Source organism: Spartinivicinus ruber (genome assembly GCF_011009015.1).
Taxonomy (GTDB): domain Bacteria; phylum Pseudomonadota; class Gammaproteobacteria; order Pseudomonadales; family Zooshikellaceae; genus Spartinivicinus; species Spartinivicinus ruber.
On the sequence record NZ_CP048878.1, the window covers coordinates 4,129,615 to 4,155,762 of the forward strand.

Annotated in this window: 20 protein-coding genes and 1 pseudogene; 2 read left to right on the forward strand and 19 right to left on the reverse strand. The window is 42.5% G+C overall.

Translation table 11 applies throughout. The features are described 5' to 3' along the window. Positions 1-87: 87 nt before the first annotated feature. The 7 genes and pseudogenes from ribA to G4Y78_RS18745 form a co-directional block, all read right to left on the reverse strand. Complete coding sequence (ribA, locus tag G4Y78_RS31120) at positions 88-723, reverse strand: GTP cyclohydrolase II (protein ID WP_230425770.1); 636 nt, start codon at positions 721-723, stop codon at positions 88-90. Then, positions 715-1,152 (reverse strand): annotated as a pseudogene (locus G4Y78_RS31125) (NADAR family protein); the annotation flags it as partial. The pseudogene G4Y78_RS31125 and the gene ribA, both read right to left, overlap by 9 nt. Before the next feature lie 394 nt (positions 1,153-1,546). Further along, positions 1,547-2,038, reverse strand: coding sequence for a hypothetical protein (locus G4Y78_RS18725; RefSeq protein ID WP_163834471.1), 492 nt, complete (start codon positions 2,036-2,038; stop codon positions 1,547-1,549). A 434-nt stretch (positions 2,039-2,472) separates the two neighbouring features. After that, positions 2,473-4,533, reverse strand: coding sequence for a transglutaminase family protein (locus tag G4Y78_RS18730; RefSeq protein ID WP_163834472.1), 2,061 nt, complete (start codon positions 4,531-4,533; stop codon positions 2,473-2,475). A gap of 6 nt (positions 4,534-4,539) precedes the next feature. Continuing rightward, a complete protein-coding gene (locus G4Y78_RS18735; protein WP_163834473.1) occupies positions 4,540-5,493 on the reverse strand; it encodes a DUF58 domain-containing protein in 954 nt (317 codons plus the stop codon). 21 nt (positions 5,494-5,514) lie between these two features. Then, positions 5,515-6,435 carry an AAA family ATPase gene (locus G4Y78_RS18740; RefSeq protein WP_163834474.1) on the reverse strand — a complete coding sequence of 307 codons (921 nt, stop codon included), beginning with the start codon at positions 6,433-6,435 and terminating at the stop codon, positions 5,515-5,517. Between the two features lie 80 nt (positions 6,436-6,515). Beyond that, positions 6,516-8,471 carry a cellulase family glycosylhydrolase gene (locus G4Y78_RS18745; RefSeq protein WP_163834475.1) on the reverse strand — a complete coding sequence of 652 codons (1,956 nt, stop codon included), beginning with the start codon at positions 8,469-8,471 and terminating at the stop codon, positions 6,516-6,518. Between the two features lie 188 nt (positions 8,472-8,659). On the opposite strand from G4Y78_RS18745, the gene G4Y78_RS18750 reads away from it, so the two are divergent. Beyond that, entirely contained in the window at positions 8,660-8,983 is a 324-nt protein-coding gene (locus tag G4Y78_RS18750; protein ID WP_163834476.1) for a hypothetical protein, read from the forward strand. Positions 8,984-9,056: 73 nt separating this feature from the next. Here the strand turns inward: G4Y78_RS18750 and G4Y78_RS18755 are convergent, their stop codons facing one another. The 3 genes from G4Y78_RS18755 to G4Y78_RS18765 form a co-directional block, all read right to left on the reverse strand. Continuing rightward, positions 9,057-10,277 (reverse strand): O-succinylhomoserine sulfhydrylase, encoded by a 1,221-nt coding sequence (locus G4Y78_RS18755; RefSeq protein ID WP_163834477.1) that lies wholly within the window; start codon positions 10,275-10,277, stop codon positions 9,057-9,059. Positions 10,278-10,283: 6 nt separating this feature from the next. After that, the gene (gene purF, locus G4Y78_RS18760; protein WP_163834478.1) at positions 10,284-11,798 is read right to left on the reverse strand and encodes an amidophosphoribosyltransferase; all 1,515 of its coding nucleotides are present in this window, start codon (positions 11,796-11,798) and stop codon (positions 10,284-10,286) included. A gap of 121 nt (positions 11,799-11,919) precedes the next feature. Further along, the gene (locus G4Y78_RS18765; protein ID WP_163834479.1) at positions 11,920-12,423 is read right to left on the reverse strand and encodes a CvpA family protein; all 504 of its coding nucleotides are present in this window, start codon (positions 12,421-12,423) and stop codon (positions 11,920-11,922) included. A gap of 447 nt (positions 12,424-12,870) precedes the next feature. Between G4Y78_RS18765 and G4Y78_RS18770 the strand changes: the two genes are divergently transcribed. Next, on the forward strand, positions 12,871-13,494 hold the full coding sequence (locus G4Y78_RS18770) for a hypothetical protein (RefSeq protein WP_222937532.1): 624 nt from the start codon (positions 12,871-12,873) through the stop codon (positions 13,492-13,494). A gap of 140 nt (positions 13,495-13,634) precedes the next feature. On the opposite strand, the gene G4Y78_RS18775 is transcribed toward G4Y78_RS18770, so the two are convergent. From G4Y78_RS18775 to G4Y78_RS18815, 9 genes are all read right to left on the reverse strand, one after another. After that, positions 13,635-16,199, reverse strand: a complete 2,565-nt coding sequence (locus G4Y78_RS18775) for a hypothetical protein (RefSeq protein WP_163834481.1) — start codon at positions 16,197-16,199, stop codon at positions 13,635-13,637. Between the two features lie 403 nt (positions 16,200-16,602). Next, positions 16,603-17,259 (reverse strand): SPOR domain-containing protein, encoded by a 657-nt coding sequence (locus G4Y78_RS18780; protein ID WP_163834482.1) that lies wholly within the window; start codon positions 17,257-17,259, stop codon positions 16,603-16,605. A 3-nt stretch (positions 17,260-17,262) separates the two neighbouring features. Then, positions 17,263-18,549: a bifunctional tetrahydrofolate synthase/dihydrofolate synthase gene (folC, locus tag G4Y78_RS18785; protein ID WP_163834483.1), complete on the reverse strand. Its 1,287-nt coding sequence runs from the start codon at positions 18,547-18,549 to the stop codon at positions 17,263-17,265. Further along, positions 18,539-19,549, reverse strand: a complete 1,011-nt coding sequence (gene accD / locus G4Y78_RS18790) for an acetyl-CoA carboxylase, carboxyltransferase subunit beta (RefSeq protein WP_163834484.1) — start codon at positions 19,547-19,549, stop codon at positions 18,539-18,541. The genes folC and accD overlap by 11 nt, the downstream gene beginning before the upstream one ends. A 106-nt stretch (positions 19,550-19,655) precedes the next feature. Continuing rightward, positions 19,656-20,456: a tryptophan synthase subunit alpha gene (gene trpA / locus G4Y78_RS18795; RefSeq protein ID WP_163834485.1), complete on the reverse strand. Its 801-nt coding sequence runs from the start codon at positions 20,454-20,456 to the stop codon at positions 19,656-19,658. 10 nt (positions 20,457-20,466) lie between these two features. Further along, positions 20,467-21,690, reverse strand: coding sequence for a tryptophan synthase subunit beta (gene trpB / locus G4Y78_RS18800; RefSeq protein ID WP_230425618.1), 1,224 nt, complete (start codon positions 21,688-21,690; stop codon positions 20,467-20,469). Further along, entirely contained in the window at positions 21,668-22,306 is a 639-nt protein-coding gene (locus tag G4Y78_RS18805; RefSeq protein ID WP_163834487.1) for a phosphoribosylanthranilate isomerase, read from the reverse strand. The genes trpB and G4Y78_RS18805 overlap by 23 nt, the downstream gene beginning before the upstream one ends. 21 nt (positions 22,307-22,327) lie before the next feature. Further along, complete coding sequence (gene truA, locus G4Y78_RS18810) at positions 22,328-23,188, reverse strand: tRNA pseudouridine(38-40) synthase TruA (protein ID WP_163834488.1); 861 nt, start codon at positions 23,186-23,188, stop codon at positions 22,328-22,330. A gap of 45 nt (positions 23,189-23,233) precedes the next feature. Then, positions 23,234-26,116 (reverse strand): FimV/HubP family polar landmark protein, encoded by a 2,883-nt coding sequence (locus tag G4Y78_RS18815; protein WP_163834489.1) that lies wholly within the window; start codon positions 26,114-26,116, stop codon positions 23,234-23,236. Positions 26,117-26,148 lie beyond the last annotated feature (32 nt).

The window sequence follows — 26,148 nt, forward strand, 5'->3', positions numbered from 1 at the left end:
TTCTTCTACCCATGCCGGCTTTGCCGGATAAATAAAAACCGGCGTTTAAGCCGGTTTTTATTTAAAAATTTTTCCAGTACAAATCTTTTATATGATTTCATCCAACATATGTCCCAACTTCCTCGCTTTAATATTTAAATAGTTATTATTATATGGATTACGCCCTTCTCTTAGTGGAACCCTTTCCACTACATTAATTCCCTCTCTTGTTAATGCATTAACTTTACGTGGATTATTGGTCATCAGTTTTACTTCATTAATCCCAAAATAATGCAAAATCCCTCTACAAAAATCATAACGTCGCATATCAACATCAAACCCCAACTTTTCATTCGCTTCTACCGTATCAGCACCAGCATCTTGTAAATTATAAGCCTTAATTTTATTAAGAAGGCCAATACCTCGACCTTCTTGTCTCAAATAAAGTAGTACCCCACTCCCGTGATCTACAATATTTTTTAAGGCTTTATTCAATTGAAAACCACAATCACAACGCAAGCTGAATAAAGCATCACCAGTTAAACATTCTGAATGCAATCGGATCAACACAGGTTTACTGGTATCAATATTCCCATAACTTAACGCTACATGCTCTTTACCAGTCCGCTGCTCAATAAACCCATGCATCGTAAAAACCCCCATATCCATGGGCAACTGAGCAGACTCCACATAATGAACCAGCTGATGAGGTAATTGAGTAGTCAACTCCTGACGAATCTGCATCAACAGTTCTCCCAGCCGATTAAGACCACTGTCATCCCCACCATCCCCCCAATAACTATCTTTAGATGAATGTTCAATCAGTCTTTTATTACCTGTTGCAACCAGCCAATGCGCCAATTGATGATGCTGAGAAAACTTACAACGCAATGCTCTCAACATAACACTGTCTTTAATTTCGGCCCAATCACTTCTTAGCTGACTGGAAAACTCTCGACTTAATGCAAATGCTTCAGCGGGTGTAGCTGCATGATAAATTTGTGACGTAATGTCTCTGGCCATAAACTTAGCGGCTTGATAGTAGTGCTCACTGGTACGCCACTCAACTCCATCTACAATAATGGGATATTCAGCAAAATTAGATAAAAACCCATAAGGCTGGATAGGCTCATAAAAGCGAATAATATCATTCATTTCTCTACTCCCTGCCATACTTAGTGGCTAATTAATTATTCAGCGAAAAAGCTTTGAGGCAATTTACAAGACAAGGAGCAAAGGGCTAGCCAAAAACGACTACAAGGATAATTAACAACGATCAATGAACTAATTACTACAATTAAATGACAAAATACACACTATTTTTTTCTTCACTTAACTCCAAAATAGCTTTATAAATTAATAGGTTGCTGGTCAGCAAAAGAAAACAGCTGTAAGGTATCACTAGAAATTTAGCATCACTTTAAATTCATACAAAACATAAGCTCCTTTACAGGCCTCAAAAGAATACTCAATATATATTATTATTTGTATAAAATACTAACACTCCCCTAAAGGTATAATAAAATGAATAGCGGAGTGAGACGATATAATTTATATACCCTAGCGTTTAATCAGTTGACTGTTGATTATTATTGCCTTGGTGAGTTAAAGACAAATAAGTAAGCCCCTGTCCGGGTAAATAGTAAAATATGGGCCTGGCTCTATTTTGCTCCGTAACAAGTATCACGGGCTTATTAAGCTGCCGCCCTAACGTTGTCATTACCCGAAAGACTACTTTTGCATTAGCTTCACAATCTATTTGTGATGATTTAAAGAGCAACGTAAGCATTGTCCATCGTTTCAAAATACCAAAAAGCTGAACCTTTCCTAAATCAATCGATAATAAACAATCATCCCCAGCCTCTAACAATAAAGTCAAACCAGCAATACTATTAGGAAGCATTACTAGTTTTCCTTTTTTAAATAAATGCAGCTCAGCTTTTGTCAGGCTAAAAAATTTAATAACCTTAAGCCAATCATCTACCACCAAATTATTAATACAAATTATCATTAATTGATTACAATGATCAAACTCCTGTTGATATTCAACCCAGTTCATATCATCTAATACTCAAATTAAAAAACAATTAAAGCTATTTTAGCGATCTTTACCATTAAAAGCACCTACAGAAATGATATAGATGCTCATAGATGAAAACCGTATAAAGACAGTACTACTATTAACTCAATATTTGTAGCCAATTAAACGTTTACACTAACACTTTATACAGAATTGTACGGAAGATTTCTGCTATTTCGAAGTAAATGAAATAAAAGGTTAATGCCTATTATACTCAGCTTAATGGATTTTACTCCTGACAGGAACAAATATTGGTGGTCGCTCCGCTATAATCTGTGAATTACTGTTGCAGCATGGTTTTAAAAAACCGGTTAATCTGACTGGTGGCATTATTGCCTGGGCAAATGAAATTAATCATATTCGGATAAAATATCAATTGTTCTTTTTATTGCTGTTTCTCAGCATTACTGCAATTAACGCAAGCTTTTTACCACACTTCTCATTTGCGCTAGCTGTTCTTTACGCTCTTGTGCTGATAATACCGCTGACTGATACATTAATTTTACATAGAGTTCTGTTATCATAGTAGCTTTTACTGAAAGTTTTGGTTGCAACTGTTGGATGCGAACTAAAAATGTAAGAGGTGGTTCGTCGATTTTTCGTATTAACCCATGCTTTTCCATACGCTTGCAAAAAACCAAATAACATTGACTGGCTGGGTCTTTGGCTTGTGGGCGTTGTCGCCAGATAATCCACAATGCTAACAACCCGATTAACGCAAACATACTACCCGCAATGGTAAAAACGATAACATACCAATTTTTATCCCCAAACCAACGCTCAAATAATTTCAGTTGAGCAGCCTGATCATAATTGAGAACCCAACGCTGCCACTGATGCTCTAATAACTCCCATTGCATCCGTGCATTATTTAAAAAGGGTACATTACGAAACCTTAATGGCGATAGTGGGCTTTCAGCTAAAAAGCTACCTTCTTCAGCAACGGCTGCTTCTAAACCATCTTCTACTCGCTCTGGAGCCACTGCTGCCGTTGGATCCACCCTCACCCATCCCCTTTTAGGCATCCATACTTCAGACCAGGCATGAGCATCAAAGTGTCTGACCTGCACATAATTTCCTACCTCATTAATTTCTCCACCCTGATAACCCGCCACCATTCGTGACGGAATACCTGCTGCCCGCATTAAAAACACAAATGCACTGGCATAGTGGGCACAAAAGCCTTTTTTACTATTTATTAAAAATTCATCAACACTATCACGCCCCAATAAAGGTGGCTTTAATGTATAAAAATAAGGCTCCTGACGAAAATGGGCTAAGACTTTATCAATATAGTTTTCCACCGAATGGCCACTGGCCTCCCAAAACTGAACAGCCATTGCTCGAGCGCCTGAATTACCAAACGGGGGTAATTGTAAATTCAGGCGTTTTAGCCATACAGGTAATTCTTTATCTTGATGACTATTAGGATAAGATGTAACACTATATTGCTTACGTTGAGTAATTGGCTGAGCAGCCACCAACCTAAAGTCTCTAACTAATGCAATATTGGTATCATTGGTTTCCGAGTTAGCCAAACTAAATAGCCAGTGTTGCTGTGTAGGTTCAATGATCACATCATATTCATAAACGTCCCCAACTTTTTCCATGCGTTGTTCCCAGCTAGCTCTTTTATTAGGCCAGCTTAATAAAGGGGATTCTAATTGGGTTAGATCGGTTGATAGTTTACTGGCTTGTCCTAATTCTCGACTACCTTGGGTCCAACGACGACCATCAAAATGACTCATCACCAAACCACGCCAATACAATAAATCTCTTGGTGGAATATCGCTTTTAAACGTTGCACGAAAGGCCAGCCCAGCAGACTTACTTAAATTAGCAATATCACCAGGACTAATAGTTTCGCTCACACCACTTTTAGCATTAGTTTGGGGAAATTCCACCCGCCACAGCGGGCTAATTCTCGGTACAAACAAAAATAACAATACCATTAAAGGTATTGACTGAACGACTAGTACGACACCTTTTTTCAAGGTTTTCCAAGGCTGAAAACCTAAATGCGGAGTATGCAAGCCTACTAAAGCAGAGGTAATCACCAGCAATGTAAATAGCATATAGCTAGCGACTAAAATACTTTGTGAATATAGAAACTCCGTTACCACAACAAAATAGCTAAGAAAAATTACCAGATAGGCATCTCGTAAGTTTTTCATTTCCAGCAGTTTTAATAAAAATGTGGTAACTAATAAGGCAACACCTGCCTCTAACCCCACAATCGTACCATAATGGAGTAACGTCCCAATAACAGCTGCTCCGACCACAAGGATTTTTATCCATAATTTAGGATAAGACCAACGACTACGAAAAATCATGATTCGCCATAATGCACAAATAATGGCGACAATGACCACCCATATCGGTAGTCGGGTTAATTGAGGTAAAATAACCAATGCTTGAGTAAGCAACAGCCATATAAGACCAGAGCGGGGAATTTGTTGATGTCCAATCTTCATGACAAACTACACCTGAAAGAGGGCTAGCTCAGTTAGACAACGGCGAAGATGCAGTTGACCACGTCCAGGCTCGATAGTAATACCAGGCAAACGTAACCCGTAGTCTTCCTGAAACTGCTCACAGCGCATACACCAATAACAAAGGTGTGATAGTTTTATTTCTAGGTCAGCCCCAGGAATATTATCCCAATCTAACCAACGTCGCCGGTCGGTATAGGCAGAAAAATCTTTAGTCAGTAGGGTATCGGTTTTAGAATATTGCTTCCACGCAATATGGCGTAATCCATCACCTGGGTGATAATCTCTTAATCCAGCGAAATCTTCTACACCATCCTTAGCCAGGGTTTGGCCTTCAACACTGGCTGACTCAAAATAAGGTAAGTGACACTTAATCGGTTGAGGATAAATTAGCGCAGTGATAGAAAGGTCTATCCAAGTCCAGCAACGTAACAAACCCAGCGGATAATAACTTTCAATGCAAAGTCGACCGGGTTTAAAGTAACCCCGCTGTTTGGCAGGTAAAAATACTTTTACATTGACTTCACCTGCCGGCTCAATAGACGCTAGTTGCGGGATACCCTGAGGCCAATATAAATGTATCGACTCATGGCCTTTTTTAGGCGTATTAGCCTTAAGCTTTAACTCAAACCCCACATCATCTCCAACATGAGCAGAGCCCCCATTAACGCCAATTATCTCCATACCCGCTAAATTGTTATAGGTATGTAATATTGCTACTACAAATAAACTCACCAGAAAAAAAGCAACAGCAAAACTCATACTGTTTTCATAGTTAACTCCCGCAAGAAAAATCGCCACTACCACAAATAACAAAATACATCCGGTACGACTAGGCAGGATAAAAAGCCGTCTTTGATTTAAAGTTACTTGATGACTAGGTGGTATACGTCGATTTAACCAAGTGCTTAGATAGGTTTGCCATTGCTTTGCAATATTCATTAAAACTGTCTCTAGCTACTTTCAAACGACCACAGGTACAGCCTGTAATAACCTCTGCCCTAATGCTTCACCAGTTCGGCCTTGCATATCACTGTGTTCTCGTAGCCGATGCTCAACTACTGCAGGCAATACCATTTGGACATCTTCTGGAATCAAATAATCACGGCCAGCCATATATGCCCAGCTTTGAGCACAACGTAATAATGCTAAGCCAGCCCGAGGCGATAAACCATAAGCAAAATCTTCACTTTGGCGAGTGTGGGTAAGTAAACGCTGTAAATAATCCAGCACTGCTTCTGCTGGTTTTACATCCGCCACCTGTTGTTGAATTTGCTTTAGCTGGTCAGCATCGATAACATTCTTCACTCTACTCAACTGTACCCGACCACTGTTACCTAATAACACGTCACGTTCGGCCGCCGGATCGGGATAACCCAAAGAAATTCGCATTAAAAAGCGATCCAACTGGGACTCAGGTAAAGGGAAAGTACCCGCCTGGGACATTGGGTTTTGAGTGGCAATCACAAAAAATGGTTCTGGTAGCTGGCGGGTTTCCCCCTCAATCGACACCTGCCGTTCTTCCATTGCCTCCAACAACGCACTCTGACTTTTTGGCGTAGCGCGATTAATTTCATCCGCTAACACAACTTGAGCAAAAATAGGCCCTTGATGAAACACAAACTGCCCAGACTTTTTCTCAAACACCGACACCCCCAGGATATCGGCTGGTAGTAAGTCACTGGTGAATTGCACCCGGCTATAACTAAACCCCATAACCTGTGCTAAAGCATGAGCAAAGGTGGTTTTTCCCATTCCCGGCAAGTCTTCTATCAGTAAATGGCCACCACTAAATAAGCAACATAATGACAAGCGAATTTGCTGTTCTTTACCAATCAGTGCTTTTTGAATTTCTGTAATACAAGCTTCTATTAACTGTTGCATATTTATAAAATGCCTAATTCAAAACAACAAGTGTAGTAAACCGACCACGGCTCCATAAACAAGTTCCAAAAAATAACTTTTTATTGTAGCAAAATCAGGGGGCTTAATTGGTTAGCAATTGTCGTATTAAGTTGCTGTTGAAGCATTGACCAATTAATGACTTCATTATTATTGTTTTGATTAGGTATGACCAAGACAAAATGATTTGTTTCTTGATGGCTACTAACTACCAAGCGCCCTCCTGTATTTAAGGGGCCTTTTGTTGCTGGTATCCATTGGATGTCCGCTGTTTGTTGGTCAAGTAATTGATCTGATCTTACTAAATACTGATCCGTCAATACTATAAAGTCATTCTTAACCAACTCGCTTGGTAAGTAAAACCAGCTATCCCCTCTTTCCTCTCCCTGCCAAGTTGCCCAAAAAAAAGGTTGATCCTGCCACTTTATAGTGTCACTACCCAATGGCTTAATCCCAACCCAGCTGAGCGAATTACCTTTTTTATCTATAACAGCATCATTGAAATAACTATGCCATAACTGTCCAGCAACACGCTCGGGATAAGCTCTTTGTAACAAAGGCCCAGGCAAGTTAAATGTATTGCCATCATCAGATACCACCGAAAAGTTTTCCTCATTCCAGGCATCCCATTGGGTCATTAATTTCTCAGGATTGCTATTTTGGTATTCATGATGGTTGTTATAGTAGATATCCCAATGCCATTGGGTAGCAGAGATATAAGGGGAACAAAACGCAGGTCGTTTATCCTCAGCTAATTGGGATAGGCTCATCGCCTGACGCTGACTTTTTAACATTCGAATAGGGTCTTTACTACCCTCTCCGTTAAGCCACATACCAAATTCACTTACGAAAGCCGGTAGCTGTAAAAAACTCGCCTCCTGTCTTATCTGGTCAAATTCTGCCAAATAACTGCCTGACTTGGCCCAGCGCAACCGCCAACTCATCCGTGCTGCATCATAATAATGACTGTTAAAGATGAAGCCTTTTCCTGGTGGTTGATTTAAATGTTGACCGCCTGTTGGTTGTACGATGCCAGCATTGGTATTCCAAAATACCAATGGTTCAGCATACACATACTGTTGTTGCCAACCGACATCATTCAACACTTGTCGAACTCGCTGATAAAATGGCCATAACACCTGATTATCCCATTCTTTAGGGGAAAGGCCCTCCATTCCCCCATCAACCGGCTCATTAAAAGGATCTATACCCAATATATACGACAGTTCGTCAGTGGTTAACTGCGCATCAAGGTATTCCAAAGTGGCTGCTAGTTGCGCTAGAAATGCATCCTGGATACGTATAGGCCCTGCTGTGGTGTCTACGGAGGTATTCGCCCAAAACCGGCGAAAAGCCAACCTTACAGCCTTATCAGTAATATTATGCTGGCTCCAACTGAAGCATACAGGCCCACAATACTCTGGTGGATAGTCTTCATCTGGCACGACCCAAGCTGGCGCTCCATTACCAGTATGCCATGACTTTTGGTTAAACAGATGTCGGCTAAATAAATCCTGATGATAATCCAGCACTACATAAAGTTTCTGCTTAATCGCCTCTTTTATTTGCGCTGTAATATCCGCTAAATACTGGTAATCAATATAATTAGGAGCAGGTTGTACCCCCTCCCAAGCGAGGGTAAAGCGCACTAAATTAGCGCCAGTACGTTGTTTAATTTGCTGAAATGTTTGTCGTGCATCTGCAATATTTTTAAAAGGTTTAAAGCCTGTTTCTGCCAATTTAACACTGCCAGATACATTAAAGCCCTGCCAATAGACTTCACGACCTAATTTATCTGTAAGCGTCCAATAACGATCCACACTACCTTTATTAGAAGGACAGGCTTTTGCTCTTGGCATCAAAACAGGAGTAAAAGTCGCTTCTGATGCCACATTTGCTGTTACCTCTTCCTCAGTCAACACGCCATTGCTTTCCGATGACTCTACTGACATGAAAATTAGAAAAACCAATGCAACAATTATCCCCCAGTCCCCTACTAATCCCTGTAGACGATTCATGACCATCTTATCCTATTGCTGTGTTGTTTATTATTTTTTACTTGGTCAGCTTACTCCTGCTGACAGAATGCTGTCAGGAGCTCCCTTTTAACATATCACCCTCACTCAAGTATGACCTAATAAACGAGTGATATGCGTAATCTCACTTTAGTAGATCCGACTTCATAGTCAAAATAGGAGCAACAAACATGTCCGAGTCTATCGAAATATTCCGCTTTAAATTAAATACAGGAGCCAGCCAAGCTGATTTGGAAACAGCCAACCAAAATCTACAACTGTTTATTCAACAGCAACCTGGTTTCCTATATCGATCATTAAGTTTTAACCATATTACTGAGGAGTGGATAGGCATCAATTATTGGCAATCTGAAACAGCTGCTAAAGCCGCAGCTGAAAAGTTTACAGATAGCAGTCTAACTCAAGCCTATATGGCACTGATTGATAAAAAGACGCTTACTAAAGAACAGTCGACAGTTGTAGCCTGTCAGCCTGGGAATTGTGGAAACTCTTAATATGCCGTAGATAATTAAAAAGCCAGAAGCTTTCCACTACTTCTGGCTTTTTAAAGATAAATGCTTTATCGATTTATTTATTAATCGCTGCTAACCCACGTGCCATATCTGCCTTTAAATCGTCAATCGCTTCTAGTCCTACAGCAACACGAATTAATGAGTCTTTTATGCCAGCATTTACTCTATCTTCTGGAGATAACCGGCAATGAGTGGTAGTAGCTGGATGAGTAATGGTGGTTTTGGCATCCCCTAAATTAGCCGTTATTGATACCATTTTGGTGGCATCGATAAACTGCCAGGCTTCTGCTTTACCCCCTGAGACTTCAAACGACAATACACCACCAAAGGCTTTTTGTTGCTGTTTAGCCAGCGCATGCTGTGGATGGTTTTTTAGCCCAGCATAATGCACTTTTTCAATCCCTGGTTGCTGGACTAACCATTCAGCCAATGCCAGCGCATTTGAACAATGACGCTCCATCCGAAGTGACAGGGTTTCCAGACCTTTTAAAAACACCCAAGCATTAAAAGGACTCATGCAAGGACCAGCGGTACGAATAACACCCAGCACTTCATTCATCAATTCACTGCGACCAACTGCTACACCACCCACGCAACGGCCTTGGCCATCTAAAAATTTAGTGGCAGAGTGCACCACCACATCAGCTCCTAAAGTAAGGGGCTGCTGCAATGCTGGAGTACAAAAACAGTTATCCACCACTAGCAGTGCATCATGTTGATGAGCTAAATCGGCCAACTGCCGAATATCTGCTGTTTCGCTAAGTGGGTTAGAAGGTGTTTCTAAAAAAAGCATTTTAGTGTTTGGCTTAATGGCTGCTTGCCATGACTCAAGATTAACTATGTCAACAAACGTTGTATCAATGCCAAACTTGCGCAACACTTTATCAAAAATATTGGTCGTGGTGCCAAATACACTACGAGAGCAGACAACATGATCCCCTGCTTTTAGTAGTGCCATGCAAGTGGATAAAATCGCTGCCATTCCAGAAGCAGCGCCCACTGCTTGCTCGCCTTTTTCCAGTGCTGCAATCCGCTCTTCAAACGTTCTTACTGTGGGATTGGTATAACGGGAGTACACATTACCAGGCACATCCCCGGCAAATCGTGCAGCAGCATCAGCAGCATTTTTAAATACATAACTCGACGTCGTAAAAATAGGTTCTGAATGCTCTGTCTCTGGTGTTCGACGCTGCCCAGCTCTTACTGCCAAGGTTTCAAACGCAGCTTCCGATAGGTCTGAACCATACCAGTCACTATCAAAAATTTGTTCGGACATTATCAATTACTCGTCATTATGCAGGTCAATAATGGCATTGTCGGCCTTTGTTTGAGCTGTCTTAGCCGCATCACTGCGGGCATGCTCTATCCGGTCAAGATAAGCCTGATCTATATTACCAGTGATATATTTACCATCAAATACTGAACACTCAAAGCCATCAAACTTGGTTTTACATCCTTCTGTGACAGATCCGATCAAGTCTTTTAAATCCTGATAAACCAACCAGTCTGCACCAATTAAGGCTCCCACTTCTTGGTCAGTACGACCATGGGCAATTAATTCACTGGCCGTTGGCATATCAATACCATAAACATTGGGATAACGTACCGCAGGTGCCGCTGAAGCAAAATAGACTTTTTTTGCCCCTGCCTCTCTTGCCATTTCAATGATTTGCTTACAAGTAGTGCCCCGTACTATCGAGTCATCTACCAGCATTACGTTTTTACCGCGAAACTCCAAGTCAATGGCATTCAGTTTTTGTTTAACTGATTTTTTCCGCTCCTTTTGCCCTGGCATGATAAAAGTACGACCAATGTAGCGGTTTTTGATAAAGCCTTCTCTAAATTTTACCCCTAGTCGATTGGCTAACTGCAATGCCGATGTACGACTGGTGTCAGGGATTGGAATCACCACATCAATGTCATGATCTGGTCGTTCCTGTAGAATTTTATCTGCCAGCTTTTCGCCCATTTTTAGCCGGGCTTTATAAACAGAGCTACCATCAATAATGGAATCTGGTCGGGCAAAATAAACAAACTCAAACACACAAGGCTGTAACTTAGATGCTGGTGCACATTGCTGGGTATGCAGCTGCCCATCAGCATCAATAAAAACAGCTTCTCCTGGGGCTACATCACGAACAACTTTATAGCCTAGCGCATCAAGGGCAACACTTTCAGAGGCAATCATATATTCCATACCCGCTTTAGTTTGCCGCTCACCAAACACCATTGGACGAATTCCATTAGGGTCACGAAACCCGACTATACCGTAACCAACCAACATCGCAATCACTGCATAACCACCCTCGCAACGTTGATGGACCTTACTGATGGCCTGAAAAATATGTTCCGGTGAAGGTTTCAGTTGTTTTAACGCATGGAGTTCATGGGCAAAGACATTAAGCAGCACTTCAGAGTCAGAATTAGTATTAATATGGCGCAGGTCGGCTTTGAATAAATCTTCTTTAATTTTATCAACGTTAGTTAAGTTGCCATTATGCGCCAAAGTAATTCCGTAAGGCGAATTAACATAAAACGGCTGTGCTTCAGCTGAACTGGAACTACCGGCTGTTGGGTATCGGATATGGCCAATTCCCATATTACCAATCAGCCTCTGCATGTGGCGGGTTCTAAAGACATCTCGCACCAGGCCATTATCTTTTCTCAGGTAAAACCGTGTATCTGCACAGGTGACAATGCCAGCTGCATCCTGGCCTCGATGCTGTAACACCGTTAATGCATCGTAGAGGGCCTGATTAACATTCGACTTTGCCGCAATTCCGACAATCCCACACATGAAGCTACCTCATTCCAGACTTTTAGTGTTACTGAGCCTTCTTGTTAGACCCATTTTAGTTTGCTTACGCACAAAGAAAAACACCTGTATTGTAGGCCAATACAGGTGTTTTTCAGGAATCTCATTGTGTTTTACTATTAATGTAGGGAGCAATTAGCTCCATTAAATGATGCCGAGACCAATCAGCTACCGTTAAAAAGTAGGGAATTAACTGTGATTGCTGCCACCAATTGTCTTTCTGTACAGGTAATAAGCTTGCTACGCCAACCAGTAACACGACACAAAGAGCTCCTCGCCCAGCCCCAAGTATCATTCCTAAGAATCGATCTGTGCCAGTGAAACCTGTTGCTTTCACTAGCTCACCAAACAGCTTACTGACAATAGCACCCAACAATAAAGTAGCTAAAAATAATACAATACATGCCAACACCACCCGCACTGAAGTTGTCGCAATATAATCAACAAACAGTAATGATAAGCTGCCGCCAAAAACCCAAGCGACAATGATCGCTGCCAGCCAAGCCAACATTGAGATGGCTTCTTGAAAAAAGCCCCGGCGGATACTTAATAAACTGGAAATAGTAATAATGCCAATAATTAGCCAATCGACCCAAATTAAACTCACAACCTCAATGGCCCCGCACTAGTCAATTGCAAAACGCAGCGATTCTAACAAAGCTATTTAGATTACCCAAGCATTAACAAAACAGACTAAAAGTAAACCGATACAGCAGTAAAAGCTGACCATATAGACTACTTCCAGTCATTGAATGTATATGAGAAAAATATAAAATGCTTTGAGCGGGCTATCCTTACTCTTCAAAAATCCATTAAAAAACAACACTAAAAATACATTAAGTGATAGGACAGTAATCATTTGCAAATAGGTAATAATACCTACTTGTTACAATAAGTTACCCCTAATATTAAAACTTATTATCAGAAGGTATACACCATAAAATACAACAGCCACTGTCCAGAAACTTTTGTATGTTGGTTATTTATTAATTGGTTAATTAATAGTAATATGCTTTGCTTAGAGATAACTTGTTTTGTAGGCAGGATGTTAACTTTGAAAAAAACGATACTATTTACTGTTATTGCTAGCACTGTTTTAGCTGGGTGTGGAACACGAAAGATTGCCGTTTACCCTGAGGCAAAAAGCATTAAGGCTATGTCACCTTTAGAAGTCGCTAGAAAATCAGAATGTAACTTTGTCGGTACTCACACCATTACTAAAGCACACCCTAACAATGTTACTCGTGAACTGAAAAATGTTGCTTACCAAAAAGGAGGCAATCGTTACTTTATTTCCAAAGTTCTGTCCAAGAATAAGTCCAGACCAACAGGGGTTGTAGCAGAGCTATATAGCTGTGATCTGACTACTGGAGCAGCAACCACAAACTCCCCAACGGCAACGATTAATAATAACTCCCGCACTACTCTAATACCTGGGGCTCACGCAGTACGCGCAATTTCTTTTGCAGAAATTGAAAATAACCTTTGTAAAGTATTAGGGACTTACACCGTACCTAAAACACACCCAGACAATATTGAACCTGAGCTGGCAAACCAAAGCTACATGATGGGTGGCAACCGTTACCATATAACGAAAATTATTTCGACCAGAAGTTCTAAGCCAACATCTGTTATAGCTGATGTATACAGATGCAAGCATCAATCAGTGCATTTTTAAACTCTGCTTTTACTTGCAAAAAAATGTAAAGAAGGTATAAAACATGACGATTTACACCTTCTTTTACATCCTCGGCCAGCACTAGCGCTATTATTCCTAACCCCATTTAACCAATAATTAAATACAGCTTTCGAGATATATCATATATCGGCTGTTTTATCAGTCCACTGCGGTTTACTGTTAGCTTTATACACTCCTCGCTGCTCAAATAAAAATTCATTAAATACTTCTTTAGCTAACTGAAAATTAACCTGGGTAGGCTGCTGTTTATAATCAGTAATGGCTTTTGCAAAACAACTACTCAAATCATCTTTACCAATCTGCTCCAATAAGCTATGTACTTCTTGATGAATAGTAGTATTACTGGTTGCAATATTACTAAAGATTTCGCCAAATACAGACTGATGGCGCTGAATAAACGCATCCCAGCGACTGGCTTGGTTAGAGCTTTGTAAAGTATTAAAAATAGGTAAAATATAGCTTAAGGTATTACTCCCTAACCACTCACGACGAACGGTATTTTGACTAGCATTGACTTTAACTTTACCGCCCGCTTCAATACCAGCCGCCACAGGTGCAGAAACACCTCCTGAAAGATTAATACCAGACTGACTAGCTAACCGAACAAATTGCAAGGCCCACTTTTTATTTTCAGAACGTCTTAAACGGATACTGACACTGGCACCCGCTTCCAACCCAATATCACCAGCAAAAATTAGTGTATCATTGACTTGCTTGGCAATTTCTTCTGCAGAAACACTAGCATCACTGCCATTTGCCTGAAAAATGCTATTTAACCCATTAAATGCTGCTCGCTCAGAAGCCAATAAATTAATGAGATCAGTTAACCCAAGCTGGCCTTTTAAATTAACATTAAACTCTAAAAACTCCCCTTGTCGATAGTAATTAGGGTGTTTAATAGTATTAAAATAATTAACATTAATTCCTAAGGAAGCATGTTCAGCCGGCAATGAAATAGTTAAAGTACCAGCTTGATAATTACGCTTAAACTCACCACTTGCTTTAAAGCTTAATTTTTCAAAAAATGTTTTATCAGATACATGAAATAGTGGCCGCTTTAAACGATTTTCAAAGTGAGCAAAGCTTGCTGCATGCTGAGCATTTTGGGTACCAGAGGCACTGGCTTGATAAACTTGTTGAAGCGCAGCATAGGCAACAACTATCGCTTTGATAAACTCTCCCCGCCCTTTACAACCACGCGCAGCTTCCAGTGAAGCCTTAATTTGACGCGCCTGTTTTAATTCCTGCTTATTAATTTCGTTAGGATGTTTTTTTCCATAATCACAGAACTGGACGATTTGGCTATAATGCTCAAATTCTGCCGAAAGTTCATCAATAACCTGTTTAGTGCGATCAGGTAAAGCGGGTTTTAATGTATCACTATTTTCAGTATTTAATTTTTGATTAACTTCCGCAAGTCGATTAATACTCGGCATATAATATTCATGCTTAAATCGATGAATACGACTACTATCATCTTTTAAACTGTCTAGCAGTTTTTCACGTTTATGCGCATCGCCTTTGTAGCTAATACGAGAATAAGTGCCCTGAAATACCCGATGAAACAACTGCAAACTAGCATCAAACTGTTTTTTAATAATAGGAATGCGTAAAGGAATAGCTTTTGGCTGTGCAACCTGACTTTCCACTTGGCTGGCTACCCCATGTTTTAACAACAAATTATTCAACCGATGTTGTCCTGTCAGAGCTTGTTGTTGTAGAGCAGCAAACTGACGATTTTCCTGCCACCCCTTCAGATGTTTAACGTTTTTGCCTGCCCCAGCCGTAAACAGTGCGCCCATCAAATTATCCATATGGCGCTCAATAAAATCATCTAAAGAGTCATCATTATAAATTACCCCTTTAGTTACTTTAAAATCGCCGGATGCCTGCATAATTTTCGTTTCGCCTGCAGTCACCCCCAGCTGCAAACCACCAGTACGAAACTCCAAAATCCCCGTATCATCATCCGCTTCTACATACAAACCAGCATCAATGCCAATTTTTCCTTTTAACAATTCAAGACCAAACAGCCCCGCTCCCGCCGTCAGTTGCAACGATAAATTCACCTGAGAGTAATTACCTGGTTGCTCAAATCGCTTTAGTTGCTGATGCATTTGCGCTTTTAACGCTTCTCTGGCGATTAGCAGCCCTTTCACTCTCACCTGAACTGCCAATAATTGCGCTAATTCTTTAAGCTCACTTTTTGGCAATAGTTGAGATAAATTTTCTAATGTCTGTTGAAGGCTTTCCACCTCAGCCACAGTTAACTGAGCATCCTTTTTTTCTGCTAATAGCATGTGTAAAGACTGCAACTGCTTAAACACATCATGCAATTGCTGTTGTTGTTTAAGTACTGATAATTGACCATTACCTTGTAACACCTGCAATAAGTGCTGTGTTTCCTGACGAGAAAACTGACCTTGATTATCTATCCACCGAAACGGGTCTTGGTTTTGTAGCAACTGAGTAGAACACTTTGGTAACTTAGCAGGGGTACTTACACTACATTGAAACAGCCCAGCCATTTGCCGCTGCTCTACTGAAGTAGTAGATGCTAAAGATAAACTAAACCGCCGCCCACGATGATTACCAACAGGCAGCCCCTCTTCTATAATACGATTTGTGTTGTCATCCAGCTGACTTAAATGGCCAGAGCCATTCAGGTGATCCATTGAAGGCATAAGACAACTCCTCACCTGTTAATTTATCTGGGTGATTTTTTAAGTTTTATTATTATTAAATTCTTTAAAACAGCCTTCCCATGGCTATATTAGCTCTATCTTAAAAAATACTGACATTAACTACATTCCAACACGTTAGTATTAACCCAATAAAAAAACAGTTCTTTAGTGAAGAGACTTTATAGTTTAGTTTTTCGGTTATAAAAATTAATCGTGAAGAGAATTCTGGTTAATTTACATAGTAGATACCCTTAAACTAATTCTACTATTGCCTGCCAAGTAAATTTGCCAAAACACAAGAAAAGGAGGAGAAAGGTACTTTATTTCCACCATCCTTGGCGGTCACAGCTAACTCTAAACAACAAGTACCTAAAAAGTCTCAACTCTTTATAATAGTGGTAGGCTAAGGTTTAAAGCGCATCACTAACCCTGGTAAAGACCAGCGCTTAGCAATAGACTGCTGCTGTAGAATAACACTATCTTTTGATAAAGAGGGGCCAACAAATACGCGGGTCAAACTGTTTTGGTCTCTTGCCACTTGCCTACTGTAAGCTTTATAGCCTGCCGATCTTAGCTCATTTAATAATTTGTCCGCATTGGCTTGGTTTCCAAAAGTTGCCAACTGTAACGTCCAAGCAATGGGTACTCCCTGCTCATCTAAGCTAGGAATTGTTTGTTGAGCAACAGCAATGGCTTTATCAGCTTTATCCCCCTGAGCATCAACAGTTTTTATAGGTTGATTTGGCACAACTTCCGTTACTGGCTCTTTTGGTTGTTCGGCTTCATTAACCACCAGCTCAACTGGCTCTTGTTCATCAATAGCTGACTGGGTATTTTGTTGCTGGTCAGAATTGCTAGCAAGTTCAGCCTGCCGCTCAGCAACCCGCTGGCGCTGCTGCTCAATATAAGCGGGCTCTGTCAGCGCCACTGGCGGTTCAGGAATAGGCTCTTTAACCACTTGGTAAGGCGTTTCTTGATCAAATAATTGCGGCAAAAAAATCACAGCTAATGCCACCAATACAATAGCCCCAACCAATCGTTGTTTTAAGCCGTCATCCATTATTTACTTTTGCTCCTCAGCCCACTCTGGAATTAACTTTAACGTTTCTGCAACCGTATAAAATGAGCCTAGCACGATAATGGGCTCATTGGGCTCGGCCTCTTGAGCAGCCAGCTCAATGGCTGTTCTCAACACCTGAAATGATTGTGAATTGGTTACACCTTGCATATCCAGCCTGCTTGTTAACGCATCAACAGCCAGCGCCCGATCGACATCAACCTGACTGAGATACCACTGGCTGATAACAGGAGCCATAGCAGCCACAATGCCTTCAACATCTTTATCTGCCAATACAGCTAATACCGCCCGTAGCGGTTGATTTGCCTGCTTTAGGTGCTGGGCTATCATTTGAGCAGCTGCAGGATTATGCGCTACATCTAGAATTAATTGGCTTGGTTTACCGTTGATCACCACCTCTTCAATTTGCAGACGACCTGGTAACTTAGCGCTGATTAACCCTTGCATTACAGACTCACGAAGTATTGACAAAGGCAACTGTTGTAGTACTTGTAGCACAGTGATTGCATTGCTAAAAGGGAGAGATGGATAAGGTAAGCCTGTCACTTCACAATCACTGCCATCAATTGTTTTTCCTTTAAAGGACCAAGAATCAGCTAGTTCCAAGGCACCAAACTCATGGTTTTTTCTCAACAACTTAACCTGATCATTTTCCATTCGTTCTACTACTGCCGGATAAACAGTATCATCACCATAAACCAGTGGAATATTTGCTCTTACAATACCGGTTTTTTCCCAGGCAATCGTATTTAAGTCGTTTCCTAAAAAGCTTTCATGATCTAAACCAATACTGGTTACCACAGCAATATCTGGATCAACAATATTCACTGCATCCAACCTACCGCCCAGTCCTACTTCAAGCAGTACCACATCTAACGGCTGTTGCTGAAACAACCAAATCGCTGCTAAAGTGCCAAACTCAAAATAGGTCAATGAGGTTTCCTGTCGGGCTACATCAACAGCATTAAAAGCCATCATTAGTTGACCATCAGACACAGGCTGACCATCAATAACTACTCGTTCGTTATAGTGTAAAAAGTGCGGTGATGTGTAGACGCCCACTCGATAGCCTGCATGCTGCAAAATGCTTTGCAACATGGCAATGGTACTCCCTTTACCATTGGTACCAGCAACCGTAATAATCCATCTGCCTAATTTGGATAAATTAAGCCGTTGCAATACTTGTTGAGTACGGGATAAACCAAGATCAATTTCGGTGGGGTGCAGGCTCTCTAACCAAGAGAGCCACTCAGCTAACTGCTTAAACCTCATTTTTGGATTCTGGAGCAGGTTGCTCTTCAGTATTCGCTTCTGCAACTGACTCATTAGTTTCAGCTACAGATTCAGCTTGCTCCTGATCTACTTCAGGTGTCGTATTCTCCTCAACAACCACATCATTAGCAGCTTGCTCAGCTGTAAAGTAAAAAGTCATCTTTTCTAATAATGAAGCTATCCGGTCACGTAGTTCGCTCCGCTGTAAAATCATATCAACGGTGCCATGTTCCAATAAAAACTCACTACGTTGAAAGCCTTCCGGTAATTTTTCGCGCACGGTTTGCTCAATAACCCGAGGACCAGCAAAACCAATCAATGCGTTTGGCTCAGCAATATTGATATCGCCTAACATAGCTAAACTGGCAGAAACACCGCCATAAACAGGGTCAGTTAATACAGAAATAAAAGGTAAGCCTGCTGCTTTCAGTTTTTCCAGTGCTGCACTGGTTTTCGCCATTTGCATTAAAGAAAATAAAGCTTCTTGCATTCGGGCACCACCACTAGCTGCAAAACAAACTAGGGCACAACGCTGCTCTATACAAACATTAACAGCTTGTACAAATTTTTCGCCCACTACGGAGCCCATTGATCCCCCCATAAAAGAAAACTCAAAAGCCACTGTGGCCACTGGTATCCCTTTTACAGTACCCTGCATTGCTAACAACGCATCTTTTTGTCCTGTTTGTTTTTGGGCAGCATTTAAACGGTCTTTATATTTTTTGCTGTCTCTAAATTTCAGACGATCTTCAGGCTCTAAATCAGCCGCAATTTCCACTCGGTTTTCGGGATCTAAAAAATAATCTAAACGCGTTTTAGCAGAAATCCGCATGTGGTGGCCACATTTCGGACACACATCCAGATTTTCTTCAAGCTTTGGCTGATAAAGAATTGCGCTACACTGGACGCATTTTTTCCACAGCCCTTCAGGGACATTACTATGCTTTTTTGAGCCAGACAAAGACGGCAGATTAAATTTATCTAATAACCAATTAGCCATAAGTTGCTACCTAAAATAACAAAGCGGAAATGCCAGGAGTATCTAAACCAAATAAGGCCATACCCTAGCACTTCCGCTACAAACAAAAAATACGATAAATCCCTAATTATACGTCAATGGCCTTGCGCATCGAGCCAAGCAACGTCTTAACAGCTGCAATCGTCGTCTGATCATCATTACCCGCAGCGATTTTTTTAACAATCGCACTACCAACGACAATAGCATCAGCTGTTTGCGCAACAGCTTTAGCTGTTTCTGCATCACGAATACCAAACCCAACTCCCACTGGCAGTTGAGTAAATTGGCGAATTCGGCTCAGCTGATCATTAACTGCATCAACATCAAGAGTATTTGCGCCTGTGACACCTTTTAGAGAAACATAGTAAATAAACCCAGAGGCACTATCACAAATCGTTTTAATGCGTGCTTCCGCAGTTGTGGGAGCCAACAAATAAATCGTGTCAATACCATTGGCTGTTAATTGCTCAGCGAGAGGACCAGCTTCTTCCGGTGGTAAATCCACTGTCAGTACCCCATCGACACCAGCTGCAGCCGCGGCTTCAGCAAAGGTCTGATAACCCATCACTTCAATCGGATTGAGGTAACCCATTAATACCACAGGTGTTTGGTTATCCTGCTGGCGAAACTCTGCCACCATTGCTAACACATTGGATAAGGTAACCCCGTGGGACAGCGCCCGCTCACAAGCCTGTTGAATCACAGGCCCATCCGCCATCGGGTCAGAAAAAGGAACCCCTAGCTCAATAATGTTAGCTCCTGCCTCAACCATAGCATGCATCAGAGGTACAGTAAGTTGTGGTGAGCTATCACCCGCTGTCACATAGGGGATTAATGCCTTACGCTGGACTGCTTTCAATTGTTCAAAGCAAGATTGAATTCGACTCATGACTCCCCCATTAGCTCCAGTCCACGCCATCAATGGCCGCAACAGTATGGATATCTTTATCACCACGACCAGAAAGGTTGACCACAATTACCTGGTCTTCTGACATCGTTGGTGCCAGCTTTTCAACATAAGCCAATGCATGGCTGCTTTCTAAAGCAGGAATAATTCCTTCCATACGAGTCAAACCATGAAATGCCGCTAATGCTTCCTGATCGGTTACAGCAACATACTCAGCCCGGCCAGTGTCTTTTAGCCAAGCATGCTCAGGACCTACCCCTGGATAATCCAAGCCAGCAGAAATAGAGTGAGTATGAATAATCTGGCCAGCAGCATCTTCCATTAAGTAAGTGCGATTACCATGGAGCACTCCAGGCTTACCTGCACAAAGCGGTGCTGCATGACGGCCAGTACCTAAGCCTTCACCTGCAGCTTCCACCCCCACAATTTTAACGGAAGTATCACTGATAAAAGGATGAAACAAGCCAATCGCGTTAGAGCCACCACCCACACAAGCAACGATAGCATCAGGTAACTTACCAGTTTGATCAAGACATTGACTACGCGCTTCCCGACCAATCACTGATTGAAAGTCACGCACCATTTGCGGGTATGGATGAGGACCAGCAACAGTACCAATAATATAAAAGGTATTATCCACATTGGTGACCCAGTCCCGCATAGCTTCATTCAATGCATCTTTTAAAGTACGTGAGCCAGATTCAACAGGAATCACTGTAGCCCCCAACAGCGACATCCGGTAAACATTTAACGATTGCCGTTTAACGTCCTCAGCCCCCATGTAAACATGGCACTCTAATCCTAAGCGGGCAGCCACTGTGGCAGACGCCACCCCATGCTGTCCAGCACCAGTTTCAGCAATAACTCGGGGCTTACCCATATGCTTGGCCAGTAATGCCTGACCTATGGTGTTATTAACTTTATGCGCACCAGTATGATTTAAATCTTCACGCTTCAAATAAATTCGTGCACCACCCAGGTGCTTAGACCATCGCTCAGCAAAATACAGTGGTGATGGGCGACCTACATAGTGGGCTAAGTCTTTATCAAACTCTGCTTGAAAGTCTGGGTCTCGCCACAATTTGTGGTAAGTTTCTTCCAACTCAGCTAATGCCGCCATCAAGGTTTCAGATACAAAACGACCGCCGTAAGGTCCAAAATGGCCACGACTGTCGGGTAGATTTAATAGATCTTCAACACTGTATTGTTGAGACACTGGCAACCTCTCGAATAAACGCATTAATTTTGGCAGGGTCTTTAACCCCTTTTTGCTGCTCAACCCCACCACTGACATCCACAGCAAAAGGTTTCACCTGTCGAATAGCCGTTGCCACGTTATCCGCAGACAGGCCACCGGCAAGAATAATTGGTTTACTGGGATGGGCAGGAATACACTGCCAATTAAAAGTTTCCCCCGTTCCCCCTGGGATACCGGGGCGATAGCTATCTAATAAGATACCTACCGCCGACTTATACTGCCCGATAATACGGTTAATATCCATCTCTTCTCGCACGCGAAGGGCTTTTATATAAGGTTTATTGAACTGCTGACAAAATGATTCTGACTCATCACCATGAAATTGTAACAAACCCAATGGCACTTCAGTTAACACCTGTTGTACATATTCAGCAGATGCATTCACAAACAGGCCAACTACCGTAATAAAAGGAAGCAGGTGATTAGTAATCTCTAAAGCTTGTTGGATAGTGACTGCTCTTGGGCTTTGTTCATAAAACACTAACCCAATGGCATCAGCTCCCGCATTAGCCGCTGCCAGTGCATCAGCTACCTGAGTGATGCCACAAATTTTTACCCTAACACGTTGATTCATAAGTCACCCAAAAGAAAGTGGCTATTCTGTCAGCCAAGGTGATAAAAAGTACGGACCCAGAGGCGGGGAAGGTAAATCAAACTGCTCTGGATAGCCAACATCAACAAAATATAAGCCATAGGGTGGCGCTGTCACACCGCCCTGAGTTCGATCTCGAGCAGCTAATACATTATTTACCCAACTGACAGGGCGCTTGCCGCTGCCTATTGTCATTAATACACCAGCAATATTTCTAACCATATGGTGCAAGAAAGCATTGGCTTTTACATCAATAACTATCAAATCTCCAAACCGCTCGACCCGCAAATGGTGAATTGTCTTTACAGGCGATTTAGCCTGACAACCAATGGCGCGAAATGAACTGAAATCATGCTCTCCTTCAAGACGCTGAGCTGCATCACGCATCAATGCAACATCCAAAAGTCGATAATTCCAGGTAACCCCGTTGGGAAGATGAGCAGGCCGAACTGGAGCATTTAAAATTACATAGCGATAGCGGCGGTAAACTGCACTAAACCGAGCATGAAAGCTGTCATCTACCGGCTTAACCCAACGCACGGCTATATCATTAGACAAATTGCTATTGGCACCAAACACCCAGCTCCGCTCAGAGCGAACTGCCGAACTATCAAAATGAATGATTTGATTACAGCCATGTACCCCAGTATCAGTACGCCCAGCACAGATTACTGTCAACGGATGATCAGCGACATTGCTAAAAGCTGCCTCTACTGCTCGCTGAACGGTACTGATGCCTGAACGCTGGGCTTGCCAGCCATGGTAATGTGAGCCGTCATATTCGATACTAGCAGCAAAACGTTGAACCACTTCAGTCGCTGGCTGCTGATCAGCGACTGAATCATGGGGTTGTACTTGAGTCATTACTACCTGATTACTGCTGTGAAAGGGGAATATTAATGGTTATCGCTATTCCATGCTATCCAACAGCGTTTGAGCTTCTTTTTTCTGTATATCATTTCCTTCAGTCATGACTTCATCCAAGATATCCCTAGCTCCATCCTGGTCACCCATATCAATATAAGCACGCGCCAAATCCAGCTTAGTCGCGGCCTCATCAGCATCAGCCAGAAACTCATAGTCTTGCTCTTCACTTGCTGGTGCTGCTTTTGCTACCGCTGGCTTAGCTTGGACTTTAGGCTCAGCTACTGCAGTAGCAGCGCCATGATCTTCAGCAGCAGGTACAGGTCTGGTAACGGGGGCTTCAGCAGTCACGTCCAAATCATCGTCCATATCTAAATCATCAATCGCCAACTCTGCTGCCAGGCTTTCAGTTGCAGCATCTAAATCAGCTAAATTATCTTCCATTGCATCAGAGTCTAAGATAAAAGCTTCCTCTTCTTCTGATAGCTCTACATCTTTTGCTTGAGTTAAGGTTTCAGCAGGAGTAACTGGTGCAGGTTGCTCAACGGCAGGGGCCTTTGCTTCCTCAGGCACTTCTGGTTGCTCAAGATCAAGTCCTTCTTCAGCCAAGTCAAGTTCCAGGTCCTCTAATGACGTTTCCATAGACTCATCAAGCGCTGCAGGCGCCGCTTCGTCCATGTCCATGTCTAAGCTTAACTCTTCATCTAGGTTAAATTCTTCTTCTGCTGGGAGCTCTTCTTCCAAATCAGCTAAATCCAGATCTAATGCTTTCTCTAGATCTTCAGTTTCATCAGATTCTAAGTCTAAGGACAGTTCATCAAAACTTTCGACAGACTCTTCTGTAGTAGCAGCCTCTTCATCCAGACTAAGCTCCAAGTCGAGCTCATCAGCTGCTGCAGGCTCTTCGACTGTTTCCTCCAAGCTCCCCAGATCCAAGCCAAATTCTTCCTCATCCAGCTCAGCTTCCAGGCTACTTTCTAAGTCATCCAAGCTTAATTCATCTGCTTCAGCAGATGTCTCTTGCTGCGTAATCTCACCTTCAAGATCAAGATCATCAAGGGACAAACTTTCATCAAGGTCTTCCATGGTGAGAGTTTCATCACCAAACCCTTGCTCTAAGTCAGCAAACTCATCCGACTCCTCTGCAGCAATTTTAGGGGCTGGAGGAGTAAGTGCATCACCAAACTTAACCTTCAATGCTTCAGCCTGCTGAATAGCACCTTGGTCAGCTAACTCATGTAACTCTTGTAACTCTTGACTAAATGCGCTGGCATCCTGCATCTCTGCATAGACTTCGAGCAGCTTCACCCGTAAGTCACTGCGAGATGGCTCATCATTAATAGCATTACGTAACAACTGCTCTGCTTCAGAAAAACGGCCATAAGCAATATAGATATCAGCTTCACCAACGGGGTCTGCTGTTTGCGGCGTTACAGGTTCCGCTGGCTCTTCCTCTGCCACTTCTAGTGCTTCTTCAGCACCACCGCCGCTCACTCCGCTAACGACGGTTTGGTCCTCCCCCAGGCCTTCCTCCTCAAACTCTTCGTAAAACTCTTCTTCCTCTTGAGCTCTTCGTCTTGACCAAAGGAATAAACCACCGACCAAGGCAATAATCACTCCACCGACAGTTCCCAACATCACAGGACTAGCCAGGACTTGATCAATGATACCTTGCTCTGGTTCAGGCTGGGGTTTTGGCTCAGGCGTAGTAGTTGGCTGAACAGGCTGGGTATCAACAACCACTTCAGGCTTAACAGCATCTGTCGCTTGCTTGGCTTGTTCCTGAGCTTCTGCAAGCTGTGCCTGTAATGCAGACAACTGCTCATCTTTTAAGCTTAACAAGCGCTGCAAAGTACCTATCTGGTCTTCTAGTTCTTCCAGTCGCGCACCTTGCTCTTCAATTTCCCGCTGGGATTTATCCAGGTTTTCCTGCGCAAGTGCCAGTTCGTTTTTCAGCTCACTCACCTGAGCATCAGCGGTTCCATCAGGCTGGCCAGTGTCTGCACCGGTTTCATCTGGTTGACTGGTGGCCGCAGAAACTATCGTTAACTTGCCATCGTCAGCGGTTTCTGTCACAACTGGCTCAGCATCAGTTCTAGGCGTTGCATCAATTTGCGGTGCAGCTAAATCAGTTGAGCCTTGTTTCCAAGCTTGGTTTTGCTGCTTAATCTGAGTGACCGCATCTCTTACAGACACATTTTTTACCCGCGCTTCATCTGGGAGGCGTAAGACCTTACCCCGTTTCAACAGGTTAATGTTGTTGTTAATAAACGCATCTGGGTTATCTTGCTGCAAGGCCAACATGGTTTGCTGCACAGTCACCTGACTGGAAGGCTTAACTTTGGCAGCAATTTCATAAAGCGTGTCATTGGCTTGTATACGGTAACTATCACCCTGGAAGCTCGTATCGCTGGCAGGCGCTGTAGTAACAGGGGTTGTTTCTGCCGTAGTTGGTGCAGTAACTGGCGTTGGACGAGCAGCAACAGGTTCTACTGTCGCTGGTGCCTGAACAGCAGAGGGTGCTTGCTCTGCAAACGTTGGTGGGTCGAGCAACACGGTATACTCACGCAGTAGCCGACCACTTGGCCAGTGCACCTCTACTAGAAAATTTAGATAAGGCTCACGAACGGGTTTATTACTAGACACCTTAATATAAGCAGTACCATTAGGGCGCACTACCGTAGCAAACTTCATATTGTTAAGAAAAAAGATGCGCTCTACCCCAGCTCGGTTAAAGTCTTCACGGGTGGCTAAGTTGGGTAATATTTCATTAGCGTTCAGGTCTCTAATCTGGATGAGTTCGATTTCAGCATTCAATGGCTGGTTGAGGGCGGATTTGAGGGCAATATCCCCAAGGCCCAGGGCGTTCACCACCCCCGATGACAAGGCCCCGGTTGCAGCCATTGCCACTACAAGCTTGCGCACCATAATTCTCAATCCTTTATTATCATTTAATCTTG